The sequence below is a fragment of the Streptomyces sp. NPDC041814 genome (assembly GCF_055590565.1).
Map to the genome: position 1 here is coordinate 82,621 of NZ_JBVJAM010000013.1, position 23,189 is coordinate 105,809.

21 protein-coding genes are annotated in these 23,189 nt (G+C 74.5%); 11 read left to right on the forward strand and 10 right to left on the reverse strand.

Annotation, left to right across the window (positions count from 1 at the left end):
• The first annotated feature begins 11 nt into the window (after positions 1 to 11).
• Positions 12 to 548: a P-loop nucleotide/nucleoside kinase family protein gene (locus tag ACZ6C6_RS28465; RefSeq protein WP_469206677.1), complete on the forward strand. Its 537-nt coding sequence runs from the start codon at positions 12 to 14 to the stop codon at positions 546 to 548.
• On the opposite strand, the gene ACZ6C6_RS28470 is transcribed toward ACZ6C6_RS28465, so the two are convergent.
• The 3 genes from ACZ6C6_RS28470 to ACZ6C6_RS28480 form a co-directional block, all read right to left on the reverse strand.
• The gene (locus ACZ6C6_RS28470; protein ID WP_469206679.1) at positions 545 to 898 is read right to left on the reverse strand and encodes a VOC family protein; all 354 of its coding nucleotides are present in this window, start codon (positions 896 to 898) and stop codon (positions 545 to 547) included. The genes ACZ6C6_RS28465 and ACZ6C6_RS28470 overlap by 4 nt on opposite strands.
• Before the next feature lie 59 nt (positions 899 to 957).
• Positions 958 to 1,767: a methyltransferase domain-containing protein gene (locus tag ACZ6C6_RS28475; protein WP_469206681.1), complete on the reverse strand. Its 810-nt coding sequence runs from the start codon at positions 1,765 to 1,767 to the stop codon at positions 958 to 960.
• A 176-nt stretch (positions 1,768 to 1,943) separates the two neighbouring features.
• The gene (locus tag ACZ6C6_RS28480) at positions 1,944 to 3,440 is read right to left on the reverse strand and encodes a phosphatase PAP2 family protein (protein WP_469206683.1); all 1,497 of its coding nucleotides are present in this window, start codon (positions 3,438 to 3,440) and stop codon (positions 1,944 to 1,946) included.
• A gap of 114 nt (positions 3,441 to 3,554) precedes the next feature.
• Between ACZ6C6_RS28480 and ACZ6C6_RS28485 the strand changes: the two genes are divergently transcribed.
• The 3 genes from ACZ6C6_RS28485 to ACZ6C6_RS28495 all read left to right on the forward strand — a co-directional run bounded on the left by ACZ6C6_RS28485 (position 3,555) and on the right by ACZ6C6_RS28495 (position 6,779).
• Complete coding sequence (locus ACZ6C6_RS28485; RefSeq protein ID WP_469206685.1) at positions 3,555 to 4,328, forward strand: IclR family transcriptional regulator; 774 nt, start codon at positions 3,555 to 3,557, stop codon at positions 4,326 to 4,328.
• A 75-nt stretch (positions 4,329 to 4,403) separates the two neighbouring features.
• Positions 4,404 to 5,651 carry an aminotransferase class I/II-fold pyridoxal phosphate-dependent enzyme gene (locus tag ACZ6C6_RS28490; RefSeq protein WP_469206687.1) on the forward strand — a complete coding sequence of 416 codons (1,248 nt, stop codon included), beginning with the start codon at positions 4,404 to 4,406 and terminating at the stop codon, positions 5,649 to 5,651.
• 36 nt (positions 5,652 to 5,687) lie between these two features.
• Positions 5,688 to 6,779: an MBL fold metallo-hydrolase gene (locus ACZ6C6_RS28495; protein WP_469206689.1), complete on the forward strand. Its 1,092-nt coding sequence runs from the start codon at positions 5,688 to 5,690 to the stop codon at positions 6,777 to 6,779.
• Here ACZ6C6_RS28495 and ACZ6C6_RS28500 read toward each other — a convergent pair.
• Together ACZ6C6_RS28500 and ACZ6C6_RS28505 are read right to left on the reverse strand one after the other, a co-directional pair.
• Complete coding sequence (locus ACZ6C6_RS28500; RefSeq protein ID WP_469206691.1) at positions 6,727 to 7,353, reverse strand: DedA family protein; 627 nt, start codon at positions 7,351 to 7,353, stop codon at positions 6,727 to 6,729. The genes ACZ6C6_RS28495 and ACZ6C6_RS28500 overlap by 53 nt on opposite strands.
• Positions 7,350 to 8,132 (reverse strand): MBL fold metallo-hydrolase, encoded by a 783-nt coding sequence (locus ACZ6C6_RS28505; protein ID WP_469206693.1) that lies wholly within the window; start codon positions 8,130 to 8,132, stop codon positions 7,350 to 7,352. Before ACZ6C6_RS28505 ends, ACZ6C6_RS28500 begins: the two co-directional genes overlap by 4 nt.
• A gap of 225 nt (positions 8,133 to 8,357) precedes the next feature.
• Here ACZ6C6_RS28505 and ACZ6C6_RS28510 point away from each other — a divergent pair, with 225 nt between their 5' ends.
• The gene (locus ACZ6C6_RS28510) at positions 8,358 to 8,762 is read left to right on the forward strand and encodes a hypothetical protein (RefSeq protein WP_469206695.1); all 405 of its coding nucleotides are present in this window, start codon (positions 8,358 to 8,360) and stop codon (positions 8,760 to 8,762) included.
• 84 nt (positions 8,763 to 8,846) lie between these two features.
• Positions 8,847 to 10,931 (forward strand): phage holin family protein, encoded by a 2,085-nt coding sequence (locus tag ACZ6C6_RS28515; protein ID WP_469206697.1) that lies wholly within the window; start codon positions 8,847 to 8,849, stop codon positions 10,929 to 10,931.
• On the opposite strand, the gene ACZ6C6_RS28520 is transcribed toward ACZ6C6_RS28515, so the two are convergent.
• From ACZ6C6_RS28520 to ACZ6C6_RS28530, 3 genes are all read right to left on the reverse strand, one after another.
• A complete protein-coding gene (locus tag ACZ6C6_RS28520) occupies positions 10,932 to 11,984 on the reverse strand; it encodes a LacI family DNA-binding transcriptional regulator (protein ID WP_469206699.1) in 1,053 nt (350 codons plus the stop codon). It lies immediately after the preceding gene.
• Positions 11,985 to 12,058: 74 nt separating this feature from the next.
• Positions 12,059 to 12,631: a DUF305 domain-containing protein gene (locus tag ACZ6C6_RS28525; RefSeq protein ID WP_469206701.1), complete on the reverse strand. Its 573-nt coding sequence runs from the start codon at positions 12,629 to 12,631 to the stop codon at positions 12,059 to 12,061.
• 73 nt (positions 12,632 to 12,704) lie between these two features.
• Complete coding sequence (locus ACZ6C6_RS28530) at positions 12,705 to 13,640, reverse strand: DUF1996 domain-containing protein (RefSeq protein WP_469206703.1); 936 nt, start codon at positions 13,638 to 13,640, stop codon at positions 12,705 to 12,707.
• A 278-nt stretch (positions 13,641 to 13,918) separates the two neighbouring features.
• On the opposite strand from ACZ6C6_RS28530, the gene ligA reads away from it, so the two are divergent.
• From ligA to secD, 3 genes are all read left to right on the forward strand, one after another.
• Positions 13,919 to 16,015 (forward strand): NAD-dependent DNA ligase LigA, encoded by a 2,097-nt coding sequence (ligA, locus tag ACZ6C6_RS28535; RefSeq protein WP_469206705.1) that lies wholly within the window; start codon positions 13,919 to 13,921, stop codon positions 16,013 to 16,015.
• Positions 16,016 to 16,245: 230 nt separating this feature from the next.
• Positions 16,246 to 17,058, forward strand: a complete 813-nt coding sequence (locus ACZ6C6_RS28540) for a rod shape-determining protein (protein ID WP_469206707.1) — start codon at positions 16,246 to 16,248, stop codon at positions 17,056 to 17,058.
• Between the two features lie 778 nt (positions 17,059 to 17,836).
• Positions 17,837 to 20,128: a protein translocase subunit SecD gene (gene secD / locus ACZ6C6_RS28545; protein ID WP_469206709.1), complete on the forward strand. Its 2,292-nt coding sequence runs from the start codon at positions 17,837 to 17,839 to the stop codon at positions 20,126 to 20,128.
• A 51-nt stretch (positions 20,129 to 20,179) separates the two neighbouring features.
• On the opposite strand, the gene ACZ6C6_RS28550 is transcribed toward secD, so the two are convergent.
• The gene (locus tag ACZ6C6_RS28550; protein ID WP_469206711.1) at positions 20,180 to 20,989 is read right to left on the reverse strand and encodes a helix-turn-helix domain-containing protein; all 810 of its coding nucleotides are present in this window, start codon (positions 20,987 to 20,989) and stop codon (positions 20,180 to 20,182) included.
• A 63-nt stretch (positions 20,990 to 21,052) separates the two neighbouring features.
• On the opposite strand from ACZ6C6_RS28550, the gene ACZ6C6_RS28555 reads away from it, so the two are divergent.
• The gene (locus ACZ6C6_RS28555) at positions 21,053 to 21,358 is read left to right on the forward strand and encodes a 4a-hydroxytetrahydrobiopterin dehydratase (protein ID WP_469206713.1); all 306 of its coding nucleotides are present in this window, start codon (positions 21,053 to 21,055) and stop codon (positions 21,356 to 21,358) included.
• A 3-nt stretch (positions 21,359 to 21,361) separates the two neighbouring features.
• Here ACZ6C6_RS28555 and ACZ6C6_RS28560 read toward each other — a convergent pair whose 3' ends face one another.
• Positions 21,362 to 22,324 carry a LysR family transcriptional regulator gene (locus ACZ6C6_RS28560; RefSeq protein ID WP_469206715.1) on the reverse strand — a complete coding sequence of 321 codons (963 nt, stop codon included), beginning with the start codon at positions 22,322 to 22,324 and terminating at the stop codon, positions 21,362 to 21,364.
• Between the two features lie 102 nt (positions 22,325 to 22,426).
• Here ACZ6C6_RS28560 and ACZ6C6_RS28565 point away from each other — a divergent pair, with 102 nt between their 5' ends.
• Complete coding sequence (locus ACZ6C6_RS28565; protein ID WP_469206717.1) at positions 22,427 to 23,149, forward strand: class I SAM-dependent methyltransferase; 723 nt, start codon at positions 22,427 to 22,429, stop codon at positions 23,147 to 23,149.
• Positions 23,150 to 23,189: the final 40 nt, after the last annotated feature.

Here is a 23,189-nt window from a genome sequence, read left to right on the forward strand (position 1 = left end):
AGAAGCACTTCATGATCATCTGGATCAACGGGGCCTTCGGCAGCGGCAAGACCACCCTGGTCGGCGAACTCCACCGCAGACTGCCGGACGCCCTCGTCTTCGACCCGGAGTACGTCGGCTTCCTGCTGCGCGAGATCGTGGAGGTGCCGGGCGGCGACTTCCAGAACATCCCGCTGTGGCGTAAGCAGGTGGCGTCCCTGGCCCAGGGGCTGGTCGAGGAGTACGGCCGGCCGGTCCTGGCGCCCATGACCGTGGTCCGCAGGCAGTACGCCGACGAGGTCTTCGGGGCCCTGGAGAAGGCGGGCGTCCCGGTCCACCACTTCTTCCTCGACGTCTCCGCCGCCGTCCTCGAACAGCGGCTGCACGAGCGGGTGCTGATGCCTGACGACCCGGAGCGCGACGAGGCGGCGCGGCGCTGGGGGAAGGCGCGGATCGCCGAGTGCGTGGCGGCGGTGGGCAGCCTGCGCGAGGACACCGTCGTGCTGGACGGCGAGCTGCCGACCGACGAGCTGGCCCGCCTGGTGCTGGAGCGGACCGGTCTCTGTTAGACCGGCACGTTGCGGTCGACGTACTCGAAGACCGAGCCGTCCGGGTGCACCGCGATCAGGTTGCGGCCGGCCGGGGTCGGGACCGGGCCCGCGATGACGCGGGCGCCGACCCGGGCCAGGGACGCGTGGGCCTCGTCCACGTCCTTCACGGCGATGGTCGCGGTGACCTTGCGCAGGATCTCCAGCTCCGTTTCGGGGCCGCTCATCAGCAGGAAGCAGCTGATCGCGGCGACGGACACCCCGCCGCGCTCGAAGCGGAGGGCCCGAGCGCCGGTCAGTTGCTCGTAGAAGGCCACCGCCCCCTCCAGGTCGTCGACGCAGATACGCAGCGTGGTTCCCAGGATCTCCATGGCGGCAAGGATAGGGGGGCCTGCCGCCGCCATGTGATCCGTTCGGCCCGGCCGTGCGCTCAGACCCGGCAGAGCACCTCGCCGTGCGGCACCATGAACCAGCCGTCGTCCTGCGCGCCCCATGTGCGCCATGCCCCGGCGATCTCCGCCAGCTCTTCCGCCGTGGCGTGCCCGCCGTCCACCGCGAGCTTCGCGTAGGCCGAGTCGACGGTGCGGTCGGCCCACAGCCCGCTCCACCAGGCCCGGTTCTCCGGCGTCGCGTAACACCACGAGCCCGCCGTGGGCGTGATGTCGGTGAACCCGGCCTGCTGGGCCCAGGACAGCAGCCGGCGTCCGGCGTCCGGCTCGCCGCCGTTGGCGCGGGCCACCCGGCCGTACAGGTCCGCCCAGCGGTCCATGCCCGGCGACTCGGGATACCAGGTCATCGCCGCGTAGTCGCTGTCGCGCGCCGCGACGACGCCCCCGGGGCGGCACACCCGGCGCATCTCGCGCAGTGCCCGCACCGGATCGCCCACGTGCTGGAGGACCTGATGGGCGTGGACCACGTCGAAGGAGTCGTCCGGGTAATCCAGGGCGTGGACGTCCGCGACGGCGAACTCCACGTTGTCCACGCCGCGTTCGGCGGCGACCGCGGCGGCCTGGGCCAGGATCTCGTCGGTGGTGTCGACGGCGGTCACCCGGCCCGGGGTGACCAGCGCGGCCAGGTCCGCGGTGATGGTGCCGGGGCCGCAGCCGACGTCCAGCACGTCCAGGCCCGGGCGCAGTTCGCCCACGAGGTAGGCGGCGGAGTTGGCGGCGGTGCGCCACCGGTGCGAGCGCAGCACCGACTCGTGGTGGCCGTGGGTGTAGACGGCGGTCTCCTTCGACATGGCCGTGCATCCTCTCTCGAAACGCGAACCGCGAAAGCGCTGATCGGTAGGACCACCGTAGGCCCTGTTGCCGAATAATGAGATGGGTATCTTGCTATATGGACAGCAGTGGGTGCGCGAAAGAGGCGGCCGACTCCGCGTCGGCCGCCCCTTGCCGGTCCCTGAGCCCGGCCCCCCTACGCCGGCCTCGGGCAGTACACCGTCAGCGCCTCCGGCAGCTTGTCGATCGTCAACTCGGTCTCGCTGTTCGCCACTTCACCGTCGTACGCGTACGGCGTCCCCGGCTTCAGGCCGGAGATCCGCACCCGCTGCCGGCGGACCGCCGCGTGCATGGGGGAGCGGGTCAGCGGCCCCGCGACCGCTGCCGCGAGCAGCCTCAGGCCGGGGGTCCGGCCGCCGTGCACCACGCGGACGTCCAGCAGCCCGTCCGCGAGGTTGTGCCGCCGCCCCGGCGCCGGGCCCACCCGCTGGAACAGGCCGTTCCCGACGAACAGCAGCCACAACGGGCGGCACCGGCCCTGGAGTTCGGCCTCCAGGGGGCGTTCGCCGCGCAGGACGTGCAGGGCGGCGAGCACCCCCGCCGGCCAGCCGCCGATCCGGGGAGACCAGCGCTCCCGCATCCGCACCAGCTCCGGATACACGCCAAGGCTGAAGGCGTTCAGGAAGTAGCCGTCGGCGCCGTCCGGCCCCGGCCGGAACCGGCCCAGGTCCGCTCGCACCGCGCTCCCGGCGACGAGCGCGGAGCAGGCGTCGGCGACGGTCTCGATGCCCAGGTCGTACGCGAAGTGGTTGAGGGTCCCGCCCGGGAACACCGCGAGCGGCACCTCGTGCTCCACCGCCACGGACGCCGCCAGGTTGACCGTGCCGTCACCGCCGCACACCCCCAGCGCCGTGCACCGGCCGGCCGCCTGCGCCAGCTCCGTGGCGAGCCGGCCGGGCGCGCACTCCACGATCTCCGCCTCCGGCAGCGCGTTCCGGATCAGCGAGGCCGTCGCGGTCGCCGTCCCCGACTCCTGGTTGGCCACCACCACGAGTCCCCGGCCCTCCGGCAGGGCGGGCGCGTCGGCCGGCGGCCGTCCCGGCGCGGGAAGCTGACCCCTCGTCGGTATCACCCCCCGCAGGGCGAACGCCGCCCCCACGCCGAGCGCCGCCCCGGCCAGCACATCGCTCGGGTAGTGCACCCCGGTGTACACGCGGGACGCCGCCACCGACAGCGCCAGGGGCGCCACGACCGCCCCCCAGCCCCGCGACTCCAGGGCGACCCCGGTGGCGAAGGCGGCGGCCGACGCGGCGTGCCCGGACGGGAACGACGTGGTCACCGGCTGCCGCTTCAGCCGCCGTATCACCGGCACGGCGTCCAGCATCGGCCGCTCCCTGCGAACGGCCCCCTTGCCCACCGTGTTGATCGCGGCCGACGCCACCGCGAGCGAGGCGACCCCCCGCAGCGCGGCCCGCCGGGCCCGGGCACTGCCCCCGAAGGCGGCCATGCCGGCCGCGGCCCCGAACCAAAGGAGTCCGTGATTGGCGCTGCGGCTCAGGCGGGGCAGCACCGGGCCCGCGGCCGGCCAGTGCCGCTGGGCCAGACTCTGGAACACGGCGAGATCGCGCCGGTGGAACCGGTCACGCAGCCCGGCGATCCGGGACGGAACGGAAGCATTGCTCGCTGACGACATGCGACAGCGGATACCCCGCATCGCCACACCGAACCAGCAGCCACGCCGAAGGTAGCCTGAGGTTCGTCACACCGGTCGCCGGCCGGGAAACCGAACAAGGGGGAATGCGGGGCCATGGGGCGACTCGTGCCAGCGGTGACCAGGGCGTTCGACGTCCTCGAACTCTTCCTCCACGGCGACGGCACGCTCTCCGCCCCCGAGGTGACCCGCAAGCTCCAACTGCCCCGGACCACCGTCCACGAACTGCTCACCACACTCGCCGCCCGTTCGTACCTGGTCACCGACCCCGAGCGGCCCGGACGCTACCGGCTGGGCGTGCGCACCTACCAGCTCGGCAGCCGGTATGCCGAACAGCTCGACCTCGCCGCCGAGGGCCGCCAGGTCGCCCGCCGCCTCGCCGAGCGCTGCGGCGAGTCCGTGCACGTGGCGATCCTGGACGGCACCGACGCCGTCTGCGTGGCCCAGGCCGACTCCACCCACGCCGTCCGCACGGTATCGGCGGCCGGCCACCGGCTGCCCGCCCACTGCACGTCCGCCGGCAAGATGCTCCTCGCCTCGCTGCCCGCCCAGGAGCTCGACGCCCGGCTCGACGGCCTCGAACCGGCCGCCCTGACCCCGCACACCCTCACCGGCGAGCGCGAGCTGCGGGCCGCGCTCGACGCCGTACGGGAACGCGGCGTCGCGACGGAGCACCAGGAGTCCGGCCCCGGCGTCAGCTGTGTCGCCGCCCCCGTGCGCGACCGGTCGGGGCGGGTCGTCGCCGCCCTCTCCGTATCGGTCCCGATGATCCGCTGGACCGAAGAACGCGAGCGGGAACTCGCCGCCCTCGCCGTCGAGGCCGCCGACGAGCTGTCGGGCTGCCTCGGACACGACCGGAACATGGTGTGAAGCCGCTCAGGGAAGGCGCCCCGCCCCGATCCCTCGTATAAAGGGTCCCGAGGGGCGGACGGCGAAGGAGGCCCGATGGGCCGGGAGCGCACCGGGCGGCACGAGCGCGGCACGGACACGGTCCGGGAGGACCGGGGCCCCGTACGGTACGGGCCGCCGGCCCCCTGGCCGGGCCTGCCCGTCCTGCCGGAACTGGCCGAAGTGCTGGCCTCCGCCGCCCGTGCAGCCCCCGAACCCGCCGGCGGATCGCCCGCCCTGCGCGAAGCCGCCTGCGCCTACTGGGACCGGCGCGGACTGCGCGGCGGCCCCGACCGCGTCGCCGCCGCCCCCGGCACCGCGCCCCTGCTGCTCGCCCTGATCGCCGCGCACGGCGGCGACGTGCTGCTGCCGCGCCCCTGTCCCGCCTCCTGGATCCCGCAGGCCAGGCTGCTCGGCCGGCCCGCCTACCAGGTGCCCACCCCCGCCGAGTGCGGCGGTGTGCCCGACCCGTACGCCCTCCTCGAAACCGTGCGGCGGGTGCGCGTGGAGGGCGGCCGGCCCAGGCTGCTGCTGCTCTCGGTGGCCGACGACCCCACCGCCACGGTCGCCCCGCCGGAACTCGTGCGCGAGGCGTGCGAGGCCGCCGTGGACCAGGGGCTGCACATCGTCAGCGACGAGACCTGGCGCGACACCCTCCACCACCCCCACGACACGGTCCTGGTGAGCCCGGCCGAGATGTGCCCCGACGACGTCACGGTGGTCTCCGGCCTGTACGGCGCGCTGACCCCGGCCGCCTGGCCGGTCGCCGTCGCCCGGTTCCCCGACACCGCCCGCTCCGCCGCCCGCCACGCCCGCACGCTCGACGTCCTCACCGCGCTCGGCGCCTCGGTCGCCGGTCCGGTCGCCGCGGCCGCCGCCCACGCGCTGTACGAACCGGACGCCATCACCGGGCGGGCCCGGCGCTCCGCCGCCCTGCACGCCCGGCTCGCCACCGGGGCGCACCGCGCCGTCCTCGGCTGGGGCGCCCTCGCCCGCCCCCCGCAGGCCGGCCGCCACCTCTACGCGGACCTCGGCCCGCTCCGCTCCCGGCTCGCCTCCCGGGGCGTCACCGACTCGCTCGAACTGGAGGAGTTCCTGTCCGCCCGGCTCGGCACCCCCGCCCCCGGCGGCCACCGCTTCGGCGACGAACTCGGCGCGCTCCGGGTCCGGCTGGGCACCGGCTCGCTCCTCGGCACGGACCCGGAGCGCCAGGCAGAGGCGCTCACCGCCCCGGACCCGCTCGAATTGCCGCACATCGCGGCAGCGCTGAGCATTTTCCGAGCAGCCCTCGACGCACCGCGCTGACCCACCGCGCCGGCGCCCTCCTGGACGGGAGCCCCGATGACGGACCAGACCGAGACCCCGGTCGCACCCCCTGTGGTCTGCGGCGACGTCGTCACCCCGCGCCCCCTCGGCGAGGTGCGCACCTGGCCCCGGAGCTTCGCGGACCGGCTCACCGCCCCGCTCCCCGGCGTCCGGAGCATGCCCCGGCTGGCCCGCGAGCACGCCATCCGGCCCAACGCGGAGGGCCTGCGCCACATCCACCGCCTGCCGTACGCCCCCGAGCCGCTGCCGCCCGTCCCGGCGGGCACCGCGTGCGTCACCTGGGCCGGGCACGCCAGCTGGATCATCCGCACCGGCGGCCTCACCGTCCTCGCCGACCCGGTCTGGTCCCGCCGCATCCTCGGCACCCCGGCCCGGATCACGCCCGTCGGGGTCCGCTGGGAGGAGCTGCCGCCCGTCGACGCGGTCGTCATCAGCCACAACCACTACGACCACCTGGACGCCCCCACCCTGCGCCGGCTGCCCCGGGACACCCCGCTGTTCGTCCCGGCCGGACTCGGCCAGTGGTGCCGCCGCCGGGGCTTCGGCACGGTCACCGAACTCGACTGGTGGGAATCGGCCGAGCTGGACGGCGTCCGCTTCGACTTCGTGCCCGCCCACCACTGGTCCCGGCGCACCCTCACCGACACCTGCCGCTCACTGTGGGGCGGCTGGGTCCTCCAGGACACCACCCGCGCGGGCGGCGGCGCCCGGATCTACTTCGCCGGCGACACCGGATACGGCCACTGGTTCGCCGAGATCGGCCGCCGCCACCCCGGCATCGACCTCGCCCTGCTGCCGATCGGCGCGTACGAGCCCCGCTGGTGGCTCGGCGACGTCCACACCGACCCGGAGGAGGCGGTGCAGGCGTACGAAGACCTCGGCGCCCACGCGATGGCGCCCATGCACTGGGCGACCTTCCTGCTCTCCGCCGAACCGGTCCTCGAACCGCTCACCCGGCTGCGTACCGCCTGGCAGCGCGCCGGACACCCCCGCGACCGGCTCTGGGACCTGCCCATCGGCGGCTCCCGCCTGCTGGCGCCCCGGCCGGACGGCGTCACCGCGCCCACCACGTCCGCGTCCGGCGCCACACCGCGGGCGCCCCGCTGATCAGCAGCGTCAGCCCTACCGCCGCGACCACCCCCTGCCACGGCTCCGGGAACAGCGAACCGCCCAGGATCCCGATCAGCTGATACGTCGCCGCCCACGCCAGACACGCCGGTATGTCGCCCCGGGCGAACCGCCGCAGCTCCATCCGGCCCAGCAGGCACGCCAGCATGACCGGGATCCGCCCGGCCGGGACCAGCCGGGACAGCACCAGGACCGCGGCCCCGTGCTCGTCCAGCTTCCGCTGCGCCTGCTCAAGGCGCTCCGGCGCCGCCCGGTCCCGGATCGTCCGCAGCCACCGCGACCCGTTCTTCGACCGCACCCCGCGCTGCCCCAGCCAGTACAAGGACATGTCCCCGAGGAACGCCGCCGACGACGCCACCGCGAACACCACCAGCAGCGCGAACGGCGACGACTGGTGGAACGCCACCACGGCCGCCGAACTCACCAGCGCGCCCGTCGGCACCACCGGCACCAGCGCCCCCAGCGCCACCAGCAGGAAGAGCGACGGATAGCCGACCGCCTGCTGCGTCGACTCGGTGGGCAGCTGCGCCGTCTGGCGCAGGAACTCGATCACGCGCGGCCCTCCGGCCGCACCCGCTCGCCGTGCGCCAGCCGGTGCACGACGACCTCCGGCGCCACCATCGCCGCCTTCCGCGCGAACTCCTCGCCCGGCGCGTGGAACTCGTGCGGCCGGACCCCGTCCATCCCGATCGGCCAGTACGTGCCGTAGTGCACCGGCACCGCCGCGCGCGGCCGCAGCCGGGTCAGCGCCTGCGCCGCCCGCCCCGCGTCCAGGTGCCCGTGGCCCAGATACGGCCCCCAGCCGCCGACCGGCAGCAGCGCCACGTCCACCGGGCCGACCGCCCGCGCCATGTCGTCGAAGAGCCCGGTGTCCCCGGCGAAATACGTACGAGCGGCGCCCTCCACCACGTAACCGAGCGCGGGGGAGCGGTGCGGGCCCAGCGGCAGGCGCCGGCCGTCGTGCAGCGCCGGGACGGCCCGGACCCGCACCCCGCCCACGCGCACCTCGTCGCCCGCGGCCACCTCGGTGATCCGCAGCCCGCGCGCCCGGCGCAGCAGCCGCAGCCCCGGCACCGACCGCACCGAACCGCGCGGCACCACCACCCGCGCCCCCGGCGCGACGCGCGCCAGCGACGGGAGGTGCAGATGGTCGGAGTGCAGATGCGAGATGAGGACCACATCGGCCACGGCCGCGTCCGGACCGGGCAGCTCGCCCCGGCGCCGCCGCAGATGCGCGAAGCGCCGCACGAACAGGGGATCGGTCAGGAGGCGGACCCCGGAGTCCTCGATCGTGCACGTGGCATGACCCCACCAGGTGATCTCCACCGGCACGCGCCGCCTCCTCCTGCTCACCGGAGCCCTCCGGACCCCACCACACCTGCCCGACGAGCCTACGGCCAGTCCCGCCCGGGCGGTCGGCGCACCCCGGCGCACCCGATGATCACCGGTCCGGACCCGTGCGCCCGTGCGCCCCCTCGCCGCCCCGGAACGCTCCCTCGGCCTTCGCGGACGGGCGCATAGGGTCGGAGAACGACGAGCACGGGGAGAAGACGGGGCATGGGGGACGTACGCGTGGCGGCCATCGCCAGCCTGACGCCGCTGGAGGAGCTGGACAGCGATCCGTTCCTCGTGGACACCCGCGGCCAGCACGCCATGTGCGCCCGCTGGGCCGCAGACCAGGGCTACGTCGTCACGCGTCAACTGCGCCTCTACGGGCTGCGCCCCGACCACCCCGCGCTCTGGGACGCCATCGACAGCGGCGAGGCGGAGCTCTTCGTCGCCCCCTGCGAACGGGTCCTCGCCCGCGCCCTGGCCTCGGTGCCCGACTTCACCGCGGAGTGCCGTCGGCGCGGCGTCCGCCTGGAGATCGCCGGGCTGGCCGAGCCGTCCTACACCGCGGACGGCAAGGCCGGAGTGCACCGCCGCCTCTCCATGCCGACCGCCGGGTACGACGGCTGCTGACCGGCCGAGAGACCGCCGGACCCGCTGTGAAAGGCTGGGAAAAGGGCCCGGAACGGCAGGGCCCGGACGTGAGGTGAAGACGGCGTGGGCGACAGGCGATGGCGGCGAGCCGGCAGCGCCCTGATGCGAGTGATCGCGGTCTGGGCCGTCTCGACGCTCACCATGCTCGCGCTCGCGGGCATCCTCCCCGACTTCCGGCTCCAGGCGCCCGACGGCGACAGCATCACCAAGACCGCCTTCACCGCGGCCTGGGGCGCCGGCGCCTTCGGACTGCTCTCCGCGCTGGTCTGGCCCGTACTCGTGAGGGCCCTGCTCATCGTCCCGGCCCTCGTCCTCGGCGCGCTCGTCTTCTTCCTCAACGGCTCCCTGCTGCTGATCGCGCTGCGACTCATCCCGGACGGCCGGGGCGCCGCGGCCCCGGAGACCGCCGTCGCCGTCGCGGCCGTGATGTCCGCCGTCGCCTCAGCGACCTCCACCGCCCTCGCCGTGCGCGACGACAACGCCTACCGCCGCCGCCTCTCCCGCCTGGCCGACCGGCGCCGCCGGCGCACCGGCACGGGCGACGCGCGCGGGGGCCCGCCCGGCACCGTCTTCATCCAGCTCGACGGCGTCGGCCACGACGCCCTCGTCGCGGCGGCCGCCGGGGGCGTCATGCCGACCGTCGCCCACTGGCTGGCCGGGGGACACCGCCTCATGCCCTGGCGCACCGACTGGTCCAGCCAGACCGGCGCCAGCCAGCTCGGCATCCTGCACGGCAGCAACCACGACGTGCCCGCCTTCCGCTGGTACGAGAAGGAGACCGGCCTCGTCATGGTCTCCAGCAAGCCCGCGAGCGCCCTGGAACTCCAGCGCCGGGCCATCGCCCGCACCCGGGACGGCGGACTGCTCACCCTCGACGGCGCCAGCCGGGGCAACCTCTTCAGCGGCGGCGCCACCCAGCTCGCGCTCGTCCTCTCGATGGCCGCCCGACGCGGCAAGGGCCGCCGCTCCCGGGCCGGGTACTTCGCCTACTTCTCCGACCCGGCCAACGCCGTCCGCACGGCCGGCTCCTTCGCCGCCGAGGTGTGCCGGGAGATCGCCCAGTCGACCCGCTCCCGCCTCCGCAAGGAGACGCCCCGCATCAAGCGCGGCGGCCTGTACCCCTTCATCCGCGCCTTCGCCACCGTGGTCGAACGCGATGTGGTCGTCGCCGCCGTCATCGGCGACATGTTCGCCGGCCGGACCGCGGTCTACGCCGACCTCGTCGCGTACGACGAAGTGGCGCACCACTCCGGACCGCGCAGCCGCGACGCGGAGAAGGTGCTCGCCCGCCTCGACCGGGCGCTCGCCCTGATCGCCAAGGTCGCCGAGCAGGCGCCCCGCACCTACCGGATCGTGCTCCTGTCCGACCACGGCCAGAGCCCCGGGGACACCTTCGCCGGGGTGTACGGGCTGACTCTCAAGGACCTCGTCCGGGCCGGCAGCGGACTGCCCGTGCCCCGGCGCGCACAGCGCACCCGCAGTGCCTCCGAGGCGCGCGACGCGGTCCGCATCGCCCTGCACCGGCCGGTCGCCGAGCGACCGGAGGAGCACGTCGCGAAGCCCTCCGACCCGATAGTCCTCGCCTCCGGCAACCTGGGCCTGATCTCCTTCCCGGACATCGAGGGCCGCGCCTCCCAGGAGCAGCTGGAGCGCCGCCACCCCGCGCTGCTCTCCACGCTCGCGAACCACCCGGGCGTCGGCTTCCTGCTCGTCCGCAGTGAGCGCCACGGCTCGGTGGTGCTGGCCCGCGACGGCCTCCGGGTGCCCGTCGCGGAGCTGGCCGACGGAGAGGGGCCGCTCGCCGTCCACGGTCCCGGCGCCGCGGACGCGATCCGGCGGACCGACACCTTCCCGCACGTCGCCGACGTGATGGTCAACTCCATGTACGACCCCGGCACCGGCACCGTGCACGCCTTCGAGGAGCAGATCGGCTCGCACGGCGGCCTGGGCGGCGAACAGTCCCGGCCGTTCCTGCTGTGGCCGCGCGAGCTGACGGACCCGCTGGACGCCGTCACCGGCGAGGACGGGGAACGCCCGGACGAACTCGTCGGGGCCGAGGCCGTGCACCGGGTCCTCGGACGCTGGCTCCAGGAGGCGTCCGGGCCCCAGGTGCCGCTGGCCCCGGACGAGCGGCCCGGCCAAGCCTGATCAGGCCGACTGCCGCCGTACGAGCGTCGGGTGGAAGATCACCGACGGCGGCGGGTCCGCCGGCTTGCCGATCTGTTTGAGCAGCAGCCGGGCCATCTCCGCCGACATCTCCTCCACCGGCTGCCGGACCGTCGTCAGCGGCGGATCACAGGCCAGCGCCGCACTGCTGTCGTCGAAACCGACCAGCGCGACGTCGTCCGGGACCTCCTTCCCGGCCCGCAACAGAACTGGCACGGCCCCGAGCGCCATCAGGTCCGACGCGATGAACACCGCGTCCAGATCCGGACGCTCCGCCAGCAGCCGCCGCATCGCCGCCGCGCCCCCGGCATGGGTGAAGTCGCCCTCGGCGGTCACCACGTCGCGGATGCCGTGCGCCGCAGCTGCGTCCAGGAACCCGGAGAGCCGCGCCTGGCCGGCCGGCATGTCCTGCGGGCCCGACACCGTGCCGATGCGGCGGCGGCCCAGCGCGGCCAGATGGTCGGCGGCCAGCCGTGCCCCGGCCCGCTGGTCCGCCTCCACATAGGTGAGCGGGGTCGGCCGGCGCGGCTGGCCGGCGAGCACGGCGGGCAGCCGGGTCCCGTGCAGCAGCCCCGGCAACGGGTCCTCCGCGTGCGACGAGATCAGCACCACCCCGTCCACGTGCCCGTGGCGCAGGTACGAAAGGAGCTGGTCGCGGGACTTCTGGTCGTCGGCCAGCATCAGGACCAGCTGGATGCCCGCAGGGCGCAGCACCTCCAGGAGACCGGCCACCACCCGCCCGAAGTACGGATCGGAGAACATCCGGCCGACGAACGGCTCGGGCACGGTGCGCCGCTCCCGCTCCGAGACGACCAGCGCGATCGAGTCGGTCCGCCGGGTCACCAGCGACCGGGCCGCGCGGTTGGGGACGTAACCGGTGGCGTCCACCGCCGCCTCCACCGTCCGCCGCAGCGCCGGGTCCACCGTGGTCGCCCCGTTGATCACCCGGGACACCGTCGCCCGTGACACCCCGGCCACTCCTGCGACGTCCTCCAAGGTCACGGGGCGGGCGGGCGGCGGGGCGTCGGCAGGCATGCAGTCTTTATACCGGGTGGTACGACAAGTGGGGCAACAGCCCTGGCCGCCTTGGGATTACGTTGACCCGGCCCTCAGCCGGGAGCGCCGGGCAGGGCGGGCAGCCGGGCGATCTCGGCCCGGCGGGCGGAGACCAGGGCGGCTGCGAGCCGCTTGGCGTCCGGCCGGGTGCCCGCCCCGGTCTCGGAGCGCGACACCTGGGCGGTCTGGCGCAGATGGCCGCCGATCCGGTCCACCAGGAACCGGTCGAAGGCCGAGCCCTTCAGCGTGCGGGCCCGCGCCAGGTCGTCGGCCGTCACCATGCCCGGCATGCGGTGGCCCTCGTGCACATTGGTGTCCGGCAGCCCCATCCGGGCCAGCAGCGGGCGCAGCCGGGCCAGTTCACCGTCCTGCGAGGTGCGCAGCTCCGCCGCCCAGCGCCGCACCGAGGCGTCGTCGGCACGGTCGGCGGCGAGCGAGAGGAGCGCCACGGCCGACTCGTTCATCGGGGTCATCAGCTGCGCCCAGGCGGCGTCCGTCGGATCGGCGGGGGCGCCTGTGGCGGACGGGACGGACGGAGGACCGGTCTCCGTATCGGCCGCCGGGGTGCCGCAGCCGGCCAGGAGAAGAATCAGGGTGAGCGTCGCCGCGCGGCGGACCGCCTTCATCGCGGGCTCCCTCGGGGGAAGGCCCGTCCGGGGCGCGGGGCCCCGGACGGGCGGGTGGGGACGGGGGCGCGCGTCAGGGGGTGCCGTCGGCCCCGCACTTGATGATGGCGTTGATGCAGTCGCGCACGCGCTGCGCCATCTCCGCCTCGGGCCACACGTTGAAGAAGTCGCCGTGCATCGTGTAGCCGGGACCGGACGCCAGGCGGAACCTGGACGGGTCACCGCTGACCGGGTACCGCAGCACCTGGCGGAGCTTGGGCACCGGCACCGGGTGAGTGGCCGGGCACGCGCCGTCGACCGGGTACGACATGTGGCTCTTGTGGTCGGGCGAGTCGAGGTCCTTGCCGTTCCAGCACTGCGGGAAGTCGAGGTACGACTCCAGCATCCCGTCGGAAGGGCAGTTGACGAAGTCGTGCGACGGGTTGACCTCGCCGTGGTGCAGACAGGACCAGCGCGAGATGGTGTTGTCGTTCGGCCCGGTCGCCTTGGCGTTGCCCGCGACGATCCTCAGACCCCGGGGGAAGGGCTGGATCTGCCGGATGACGTCGTCCCGGACGCCCTCGCCCAGGTAGTAGAACGTGGTGCCGGTGGGCTCCACCTCCTTGTCCCCGTCGTACAGGGTCGGCACCCAGTACGACGAGAGGTCGATGTCGGGAGAGCAGGTGCTCCTGGCCTTCTCCAGCGAGGCCAGGTCGGAGTGGCCGTTCGTGGAGTCGTTGCCGAAGAAGCTGTGCATGTGCGAGGCGCCGGGCAGGCCCGGGAAGACGATCGGGTCGTCGGGCGCCCGGTGGGTGTACGGGCACTCGGCGAGGAATTCGGCCACCCGGACCACGTCGGCCGCCGCCTTGGGGGCGGGGGCCGACGTCCCGGCGGACGCGCTGCCGGTGGTGGCCTGAAGGAGGGTCAGGGCGAGCGCGGCGGCGGCGAGCGCCGCGGTGCGGTAGCGCCGGGGTGGTGGGGTCGCGCGGTGGCTGTCCTCGCCGCTGCGTCGGTGACGGAAGAAGAGCACGGCACTCCTTTTCGGGGAAGTGGTGGGGGCTGTGCCCTGATCATGGGCGGCCTGATCAGGCGAGAGAGCGCTCTCTGCCGGGGAACGTAGGAGCGTGTTAGGGGCATGTCAATACAGCCGGCGAACCTTCGATTCCCGCCCTCGCGAGGGTGGTTCGGGCCGCGAAGGCCGGGAGAGCGCTCTCTTGGGTATCCGTTGACCGGAACCCCGTGCGGGCGATCGAGGAGAGCGCTCTCCGGGCCGCTTCGGCCGGGGCGTTGTCAGTGGTGGGCGGCAGGATGGAGGCCATGACGAACTCAGCAGTCGTGCTCGCCGACCATGCCTCCTACGCCGCCGCCGTCGAGGAGGCCGCACAGGCCGCCGCCGCGTACTACGCCACGGGCGAGAGCACGCTCGACGACGACGCCTACGACCGCCTGGCGCGCGGCATCGCCGCGTACGAGGACGAGCATCCGCAGGAGGTGCTGGCTGCCTCGCCGACCGGCAAGGTGGCGGGCGGCGCGGCCGTCGGCGACGTGCCTCACACGGTGCCGATGCTCTCCCTCGACAACGTCTTCTCGGCCGAGCAGTTCGCCACCTGGACCGCCTCGCTGGAACGCCGGATCGGACGGCCCGTCACCGCGTGGAGCGTCGAGCCGAAGCTCGACGGGCTCGCGGTCGCCGCGCGGTACCGCGAGGGCCGTCTGGAACGGCTGATCACCCGGGGCGACGGGACCGCCGGTGAGGACGTCTCCCACGCCATCGGGACCGTCGTCGGCCTCCCCGCGCGGCTCGCGGAGCCGGTCACGATCGAGATACGCGGCGAAATCCTGATGACCACCGAGCAGTTCGAGCAGGCCAACACGGTCCGCACTGAGCACGGCGGCGCCCCCTTCGCCAACGCGCGCAACGGCGCGGCGGGCACCCTGCGCGCCAAGGACCGTGCCTACACAGTGGAGATGACGTTCTTTGCATACGGTGCCCTGCCGCTGCCCGACTCCGGCGATACCGCCGCCGAGCTGGCCGAGCTGGAGCACAGCCGGGTGCTCGCCCGGGTCGCGGAGCTCGGCGTGCACACCGCCGCGGACACGGAGGTCGCGCCGCTGACCGCCGCCACCGTCGAGGAGGTCCAGGCCCGGGTCGAGGAAGTCGCCGCGCTGCGGGCCGCGTTGCCGTTCGGGATCGACGGCATCGTCATCAAGGCGGACCTGGCGGCCGACCGGCGCGACGCCGGTTCCGGTTCCCGCGCCCCGCGCTGGGCCATCGCCTACAAGCTGCCCGCCGTCGAGAAGGTCACCCGCCTCCTCGGCGTCGAGTGGAACGTGGGCCGCACCGGCATCATCGCGCCGCGCGCCGTGCTGGAGCCCGTCGAGATCGACGGCTCGACGGTCGGTTACGCCACGTTGCACAACCCGGCCGACATCACCCGCCGGGACCTGCGCATCGGCGACCACGTGATGGTCTACAAGGCGGGCGACATCATCCCCCGCATCGAGGCGCCCGTCGCCCATCTGCGCACCGGCGACGAACAGCCCATCGACTTCCCCGAGGCATGCCCCCAGTGCGGTTCGGAGATCGACAGCAGCGAGCAGCGCTGGCGCTGTGTGCGGGGCCGCGACTGCCGTCTCGTCGCCTCCGTCTCGTACGCCGCCGGGCGCGACCAGCTCGACATCGAAGGGCTCGGCACGACCCGCGTCGTCCAGCTGGTCGACGCCGGTCTCGTCACCGACTTCGCCGACCTGTTCATGCTGGAGCGCGAACAGCTGCTCACGCTGGACCGGATGGGGGAGACCAGCACCGACAATCTGCTGGCCGCGATCGACGCCGCACGCTCGCAGCCGCTCTCCCGGGTCTTCTGTGCCCTCGGCGTGCGCGGCACCGGACGCTCCATGTCCCGCCGGATCGCCCGCTACTTCGCGGACATGGACCGGATCAGGGCCGCCGACGAGGAGGAGTTGCAGCGGGTCGACGGCATCGGCAAGGAGAAGGCGGCCGGTGTGGTCGCGGAGCTGGCCGAGCTCGCCCCGCTCATCGACAAGCTGGTCGCCGCCGGGCTGAACATGACCGAACCGGGCGCGACCCCGCCGCCCGCACCGGGCGAGGAGGCCGACGGGGAGGCGGCCGCCGCCGAGGGCGCTCCGCTGGCCGGGATGACCGTGGTGGTCACCGGGGCCATGACCGGCGCGCTGGAGAAGCTGTCGCGCAACCAGATGAACGAGCTGGTCGAACGGGCCGGGGGCAAGTCCTCCTCCAGCGTCTCGAAGCGCACGACGCTGCTCGTGGCCGGTGAGAAGGCGGGCTCCAAGCGGTCCAAGGCGGAGGAGCTGGGGGTGCGGATCGCGACGCCGGAGGAGTTCGCGGAGCTGATCGCGGAGTTCCTGCCGGTCGACGCGTGACGCGGATGACGCGCGTGACCGCGCCGGGCGTGCGCGTGGCATGCGCTGCCGGTCGTGCGGGCGGGCCGTGAGGGGTGGGTCGTGAAGAGGGGCAGGTCGGGTCCTTCGATTTTGCCGGGGAGTGGCTTTCTTTGCCTCCCTATTGCATAGTGAGGGCTCGGCCATGCCTCGCGATCAGCGGGTCACTGGGTGTGTGTACGGCCGCGGCTGCGTGCCGGGGGTGAGGGGCGATGCGTTCTTTGCGCGACGGACGGCGGCACGACCGCTCCGTCCACCGGCACTTCCGGGGCGCCACCCGCGGGCTGGCCCTCGACGTCGGAAGCTCCCGCACCCGGGCCTGGGTTCCCGGCCAGGGCGTCATCGCGGACACCGTCCACGGGACCGGTGAGCACGGCTCCGGCCGGCCCGTCCGGCGCGGCCGCATCGTGGACCCGGACTCGTGCGGCCGGATGCTGGCCCGTATCGCCGACCGGGCCCTGGGCGAGCGCCGCGAGGACGCGGTCATCGTGCTCAGCCACCCTGTGCTCGCCGGTCCCGGACACCGGGACGCCGCCCGCGACCTGCTGCGCGCGCTCGGCCCCTCCGACGTCATCGTCCTGGACAGCGCCCGCGCCGCCGCCGCGTGCGCCGGGGCGGGCGACGGCGGCCCCCTCCTCGTCCTCGACATCGGTGCCGAGCTGACCGAGGCGACCCTGCTCGTGGACGGCCTGGTGCGCGACGCCCGCCTCGCCGAGACCGGGCTCAGCGACCTGGAGCCGGGCGAACCGCCCACCGCCGCCGTCCGCGCCGTCCTGGACATGGTCATGGCCATGTGGCGGCAGGACCCGCACGGCGCGCTGCTCGGCGCCCTGCGCAGGGGCCCGCTGCTCGCCGGAGGCGGTGCGCTGCGCCCCGACGTCACCAACCGGATAGCGGTCCGCCTCGGCGTCCCGGTCCGGCGCACGGACGACCCGGCGACCACGGTCGTGCGCGGAGCCGGACGGGTCCTCAGCTCCGTCCTCCGCCACGCCCCGGCGCCCGCCCTGCCCGGCCGCCCCCGGTGACCCCCCTCCCGGGGCCGCCCCCGGGGAACGCGCACCCGGGCCGGTCGTCCGCCGCGCGGCGGTGCCTGCTCGCGCTGCTGCTCGCCCTGCTCGCCCTCGTGGGCGGCGCGGCCGGGGCGCCTGCGGCGGGCGCGACGGACCTTCCTGCGCGGGCGGCGGCGGCCCTTTCCGCGTCGCCCACCGCCTCCGCACCGGCCGCCCTCAGCCTCCCCGTACGACACGCGACCGCCGGGGCGTCCACGACCGCCCCGCCCGCTGCGCCGCCCGCCACCGTCGACCGGGGCCCGGACGCCACGCCGTGGGCCGCCGCCGAGCACCCCCGTACCGCGCACCAGCTGCCCCCGCCCGGCTCCGGCGGGCTCGTGCCGTGCCCCGCGCGGGCCCCGCTTCCCCGTTCCGTCCCCTGGTCCGTCCGTACCGCCCCCGCCTCCGCCGTCCCGCGCCCGCGCGTGGCGCTGCCGGGGGTGCGCGGGCCTCCCAGGGCGTGTATCGAAAGTCCCGCCTGTCCGGCGACGCCTGGCACGCACGCTCGCTGCGTTGTCGGGTTCACCCCGGTACAACCAGTATCGGGGCGACCCTCCGCCTTGCGATCGCACGCACCAGCCGCCGCTGCGCCCGCCCTTCGGGCGGACGACGGGGAACTCGATACAGGCCCTGGTGCCGGTGCCCACCGGCCCGGGGGCCGCCTGCCGGTCCCGCAATCCATCAACGCCGTGCCGTTCCCGCCGTCCTGACCGGGTGAGGGGCGTGCCCGGCGCCCCCTCGGAGGAAACCCGCAATGACGCGCGCCACCACGGTGCGGGCGGTTCTGGCTGCGGCCGTGCTGCTCGTCTCCGTGCTCATCACGCTGACCATGTCACCCAGACTCGGCCTGGATCTCCAGGGCGGCACCCGCATGGTGCTCCAGGCCGAGGACTCCGACACCGCGAAGGCCGACCGCGAGAGCACCGACCGCACCCTGGAGGTGCTGCGGCGGCGCATCGACTCGCTCGGGGTGACGGAGCCGGTCCTCACCCGGTCCGGTGAGGACCGGATCATCGTGGAGCTCCCGGACGTCCAGGACCCGCGCAAGGCCGCCGATGTCATCGGCAAGACCGCCCAGCTCACCTTCCACGCCGTCCAGGGCCCGGGCGGAGCGGCCGAGGACGGCAAGGGGCTGACCCTGCCCGACGAGCAGGGCCGCGAACTGGCCCTCGGCCCCGCCGCGTTCTCCGGCGCCGGCGTGAAGGAGGCGTCCGCGTCCTTCGACGCCCAGCAGGGGGCCGGCTGGACCGTGGCGCTCGACTTCCACAAGGACGCCGGCCGGGACTGGACCCGGCTGACCGGCGAGGCCGCCTGCCACCCGGTGCAGGACGAGCGGCGCAGGGTCGCCATCGTGCTCGACAAGCGGGTGATCTCCTCGCCCCAGGTCTCGCCGACCGTCTCCTGCGGTTCGGGCCTGCCCTCCGGCTCCACCCAGATCACCGGCTCGTTCAGCGCGGACGAGGCCCGCGAACTCGCCCTGCTGATCGAGGGCGGCGCCCTGCCCGTGCCCGTCGAGATCGTGGAGCAGCGGACGGTCGGCCCGACGCTCGGCGCCGCCGCCATCGACGCCAGCGCGCGGGCCGCCCTGATCGGCGCGGCGGCCACCGCCCTGTTCATCATCGTGATCTACCGCCTCTTCGGCGCCCTCGCCGCCGTGGCGCTCGCGGCGTACGGAGTGATCTCGTACGCGGCCCTCGTCGCCCTGGGCGTCACGCTGACGCTGCCCGGGCTCGCCGGTTTCGTGCTGGCGATCGGCATGGCGGTCGACGCGAACGTCCTGGTCTTCGAGCGGGCCCGGGAGGAGTACGCCGGCCGGCCCGGGAAGAGCTTGCGGGCCTCGCTCGCCGCCGGGTTCAAGGGAGCCTGGACCGCCGTCGCCGACTCCAACGTGACGACGCTCATCGCGGCCGGACTGCTGTTCTTCCTCGGCTCCGGACCGGTCAAGGGCTTCGGGGTCACGCTCGCCATCGGTGTCCTGGCGTCGATGTTCTCCGCGCTGGTCATCGCCCGCGCCCTCACCGAGATCGCGGCGCGCTCGCGGTTCGTCGCGGACTACCGGGGCGTCAACGGCATCGCGATCCCGGGCCGGGTGCGGACCTGGATCACCCGGCGCGACCCGCAGGTGATGCGCTTCCCGCGCCGCTGGCTGACGGTCTCCGCCGTCCTGGTCGCGGTGGCCGTCGCGGGCATCCTGGTGCGCGGGGTGAACCTGGGCGTCGAGTTCACCGGCGGCCGGCTGGTCGAGTACTCCACCAGCCGCCCCGTGGACGTCGAGACCGCGCGAACCGCCCTGGCGGACGCCGGGTTCGGGGGCGCTGAGGTCACCACGGCCGGTGCGGGTGACATCTCCGTGCGCACCGGGGAGCTCGACAACGACGGCGAACACGCGCTGCGGGCCGCCCTGGCAGCCGAGGGCGGCGAGACCATCAAGGTCCGCGACGAGCTCATCGGCCCCAGCCTCGGCGACGAACTGCGGCGCAACGCCCTGATCGCCCTGGCCATCGCCGTGCTCGTGCAGCTGGCCTATCTGGCGGTCCGGTTCCGCTGGACGTTCGCCGTCGCCTCCGTCGGGGCGCTCGTGCACGACGTGATCATCCTGATCGGGGTGTTCGCCTGGCTGGGACGCACCGTCGACGGCATCTTCCTGGCCGCGCTCCTCACCGTCATCGGGTACTCGGTCAACGACTCGGTCGTGGTCTTCGACCGGGTCCGGGAGCTGTGGACGAAGGCCCGCCGCAAACCCCTGGCGGAGGTCGCGAACCGGGCGGTCCTGCAGACCGTGCCCCGGACGGTGAACACCGGGATGGGCGCGTTGTTCATCCTCACCGCACTCGCCGTGCTCGGCGGCGACTCGCTGGCGGACTTCGCGCTCGCCCTGCTGGTCGGCATCGTCGTGGGGACATACTCCTCGGTGATGACCGCCGTACCGGCCGCGCTGCTGCTGGAACGCACCAGCAAGGTCCCGCCGCCCGCCCGCACCCGGGCCCCGCGCGCCCGGCAGCGCGCCGGACGCCGCGACCCGCACGACAACGGGGCGCGGGTGTAGCGCGCACGGGCCCGTGTCACCGGTACCGGCGGACACGGGCCCGCTCCGCCCTCAGACCACCAGCGAGCGCAGATACGCGGCGGTGTCCGCGTCGGCCGGGAGCAGCGTCTCGATGGCCAGCTCCGCCACCGTCACGTCCATCGGCGTGTTGAACGTGGCGATCGAGGCGACGAACGACAGCACGTGCCCCTCGTGCTCGATGACCAGCGGCAGGGCGAACGGCACCGACGAGGAAGGCGGCTGCCAGTCCTCGTCGACGCCCGGGCCCGCCGGCAGCGGGTAGCCCGCCACCTCCTCGTACAGCTCGCGCAGCTCCGGCGAACGGACCAGCGCGATCTGGCGTTCCATCTGGGCCAGCAGGTCCCCGCGCCACTCGCGGAGGTTCCGGATGCGCGGGGCCAGGCCCTCCGGGTGCAGGGTGAGCCGCATCGCGTTCAGCGGCGGGGCCAGGAGGTGTTCCGGGACGCCGTCGAGCAGCCGGGTCATCCCCTGGTTGGCCGCCACCACGGTGTAGGTCCCGTCCACGACGAACGCCGGATACGGGTCGTAGCCCCGCAGCAGCCGGTCGAGGCCGTCCCGGAGCGCCCCCATCGCCGGGTCGTCGAGCGCCGTCTCCGTGTAGTGCGGGGCGTAACCCGCCATCACCAGCAGGGCGTTGCGCTCCCGCACCGGAACGTCCAGGTGCTCGGCGAGCCTCAGCACCATCTCCTCGCTGGGACGCGATCGCCCCGTTTCGATGAACGAGATGTGCCGGGCCGAGGAGCCGGCCCGCAACGCGAGCTCCAGCTGACTGACCCGGCGCCGCTCCCGCCAGCTGCGCAGCAGCGGCCCTACCCCCGTGTCGAGCGCGACAGTTGTCATACCGAGACCGTAACGTCACCGGCACCGCCGACCGGCATCGACCACCAGTGAGGGAGCCGCCCCATGCCCGCCGCACCGCTGTCGCGGAACGAGATCGAGAACCGGCTGCGCGAGCTGCCCGGCTGGTCCCTGGAGGGCGACCGGATCACCCGCACCTACCGGTTGCCCTCGCACGTCGCCGCCGCCGCGCTCGTGATGCACGTCGCGGCGATCCAGGACGAGCTGAACCACCACAGCGATCTGACGCTCGGCTACAACACGGTCGCCCTCTCCGTGAACTCGCACGACGCGGGCGGCAAGGTCACCGACAAGGACCTCGGGCTCGCCGCCCGGGTCGCCGCGGTGGCACCCGGCCACGGGGCGGAGTAGTCCTCAGACCGCGGCGCCGAACCCGGGGTGGGTGGCGAGCCAGCGGGAGTAGCTCTCGCTGCGCTCCACCGCCTGGGCGTACGCCGCCCGGGTGTGTCCGCTCACCGCACCGGCCGCCGCCGACGCCGCGGCCGAGCGCGGATGCCAGCCCAGCAGATGGCGCCAGCTGAGCGGCGACCCGGCGACCGGGACCGTCACCACCCCCGGCGTCGGCGGGAACGTCGCCCGGCACAGCCCCACCGCGCGCCCCACCTGGACGAGATGGACGACGGACGAGGTGTCCGTCTCGTACACCGACACCGGGCGGAAGCCGGCCCGCGCGCACGCCGCCACGAAGCAGTCGGCGAAGCAGCCGTCGCCCGGCACGTCCGCCCAGCACTCGTCCGCCAGCTCGGACAGCTCCAACTCGCCCCGGCCGGACAGCGGATGGGTCTCCGGCAGCATGACGAAGACCGGATCGACCCCGACGACCTGCCACTCCAGCCGCTCCGCGTCCGGCGGGGCGCTCTCGCCGCAGGTACCGATGAGCGCGAAGTCGAGCCGACCGTCCACCAGTTGCGAGGCGATCTCGGCCACCGACCAGGAGGTGTACGTGGACACCGGCGCCGTCGGGTGCGCGGCGGCCAGTCGGTCCACGAGGCCGCCGAGCAGCGGGCCGTGCGTGCCGCCCAGCCGGAACCGCTCCATGGTCCCCATCGCGTTGGCGAACCGGACGGCCTCCTCCTGGAGTTCGCTGACGGCGGGCAGCACGACCCTCGCCCGCTCCAGGACCAGTTCGCCCAGGGGCGTCGCCCGCGCCCCGGTGTGGTCGCGGTCGAACAGCGGGCCGCCGAGCGCCTTCTCGATCCGCCGCAGCTGTGCGCTGAGGGCCGGCTGCGCGAGGCCCAGCGCGGTGGCGGCCTTGGTCAGGCTGCCGGTGTCGGCGATGGCACGTACGGTTCGCAGATGGCGCAACTCCAGCTCCATCACCGCACGTTATGGCCACCGTGGCCACACGGCAATACGTCGGTGGTTCAGACCTCTGGTTTGCCCCCAGGAGCGGCGGTCATGGCCTAGAGTCGCCTCCCGATGCTCGATTACAACCAAGAGGCCGCGGTCTACGACGCCACGCGTGGCGGGCTGCCGCGTGCCGGGGCGGCGGCCGCCGCGGTGCTCGGTCTGGTGCCTGACGCGGCACGCTCCCTGCTGGACATCGGCTGCGGTACGGGTCTGGTCACCGGGCGGCTCGCCGCGGGCCGGCCCGGGCTGCGGGTCACCGGCTCCGACGCCGCGCACGGCATGGCCGCCGTCGCCCGGCAGCGCGTCGGTGCCGTCGTGCTCGCCGACGCCCGCCGGCTGCCCCTGCCCGACGCGGCGGTCGACGCGGTCACCGCCGTCTGGCTGCTGCATCTGCTGCGCGAGCCGGGCGCGGTCCGGGCGGTGGTGGCCGAGGCGGCCCGCGTGCTGCGGCCGGGCGGGGTGTTCGTCACCACCGTCGACAAGGACGCCGCGCACGACGTGGGCAGCGACATCGACGCGGTGTTCGCCCCGTATCTGGCGCCGACCCCGGCCGACGCCCATGCGGCGGCGGGCGGCCTCGAAGTGGCGGGGGACGCGTTCTTCACCGGGCACGGGCAGGGCCGGTCGCCGGTGAGCGCCGCACGCGGGGTCCGCCGGGGCTACTACACCTCCCGCCTGGCCCTGCCGGGAGACGCCGCCGAACAGCTCGTCCGGAGTCTGGCCTCCCTGCCGGACCAGGAGCGACGGCGCGCCGACCCGGAGTACCGGCTGCTGGCCTTCCGGCGCGGGTAGCCCAGCCGAACGGCTTGCCGGAACGGCAAGGATGTTTGCC

What these genes read in the sequence shown, in the direction of transcription:
- ACZ6C6_RS28485 (WP_469206685.1), top strand. Translation starts at nt 3,555, where the DNA reads ATGGGGCGACTCGTGCCAGCGGTGACCAGGGCGTTCGACGTCCTCGAA.
- ACZ6C6_RS28490 (WP_469206687.1), top strand. Translation starts at nt 4,404, where the DNA reads ATGGGCCGGGAGCGCACCGGGCGGCACGAGCGCGGCACGGACACGGTC.
- ACZ6C6_RS28480 (WP_469206683.1), bottom strand. Translation starts at nt 3,440, where the DNA reads ATGTCGTCAGCGAGCAATGCTTCCGTTCCGTCCCGGATCGCCGGGCTG.
- ACZ6C6_RS28510 (WP_469206695.1), top strand. Translation starts at nt 8,358, where the DNA reads ATGGGGGACGTACGCGTGGCGGCCATCGCCAGCCTGACGCCGCTGGAG.
- ACZ6C6_RS28475 (WP_469206681.1), bottom strand. Translation starts at nt 1,767, where the DNA reads ATGTCGAAGGAGACCGCCGTCTACACCCACGGCCACCACGAGTCGGTG.
- ACZ6C6_RS28555 (WP_469206713.1), top strand. Translation starts at nt 21,053, where the DNA reads ATGCCCGCCGCACCGCTGTCGCGGAACGAGATCGAGAACCGGCTGCGC.
- ACZ6C6_RS28525 (WP_469206701.1), bottom strand. Translation starts at nt 12,631, where the DNA reads ATGAAGGCGGTCCGCCGCGCGGCGACGCTCACCCTGATTCTTCTCCTG.
- ACZ6C6_RS28470 (WP_469206679.1), bottom strand. Translation starts at nt 898, where the DNA reads ATGGAGATCCTGGGAACCACGCTGCGTATCTGCGTCGACGACCTGGAG.
- secD (WP_469206709.1), top strand. Translation starts at nt 17,837, where the DNA reads ATGACGCGCGCCACCACGGTGCGGGCGGTTCTGGCTGCGGCCGTGCTG.
- ACZ6C6_RS28465 (WP_469206677.1), top strand. Translation starts at nt 12, where the DNA reads ATGATCATCTGGATCAACGGGGCCTTCGGCAGCGGCAAGACCACCCTG.
- ACZ6C6_RS28550 (WP_469206711.1), bottom strand. Translation starts at nt 20,989, where the DNA reads ATGACAACTGTCGCGCTCGACACGGGGGTAGGGCCGCTGCTGCGCAGC.
- ACZ6C6_RS28565 (WP_469206717.1), top strand. Translation starts at nt 22,427, where the DNA reads ATGCTCGATTACAACCAAGAGGCCGCGGTCTACGACGCCACGCGTGGC.
- ACZ6C6_RS28520 (WP_469206699.1), bottom strand. Translation starts at nt 11,984, where the DNA reads ATGCCTGCCGACGCCCCGCCGCCCGCCCGCCCCGTGACCTTGGAGGAC.
- ACZ6C6_RS28495 (WP_469206689.1), top strand. Translation starts at nt 5,688, where the DNA reads ATGACGGACCAGACCGAGACCCCGGTCGCACCCCCTGTGGTCTGCGGC.
- ACZ6C6_RS28540 (WP_469206707.1), top strand. Translation starts at nt 16,246, where the DNA reads ATGCGTTCTTTGCGCGACGGACGGCGGCACGACCGCTCCGTCCACCGG.
- ligA (WP_469206705.1), top strand. Translation starts at nt 13,919, where the DNA reads ATGGAGGCCATGACGAACTCAGCAGTCGTGCTCGCCGACCATGCCTCC.
- ACZ6C6_RS28560 (WP_469206715.1), bottom strand. Translation starts at nt 22,324, where the DNA reads ATGGAGCTGGAGTTGCGCCATCTGCGAACCGTACGTGCCATCGCCGAC.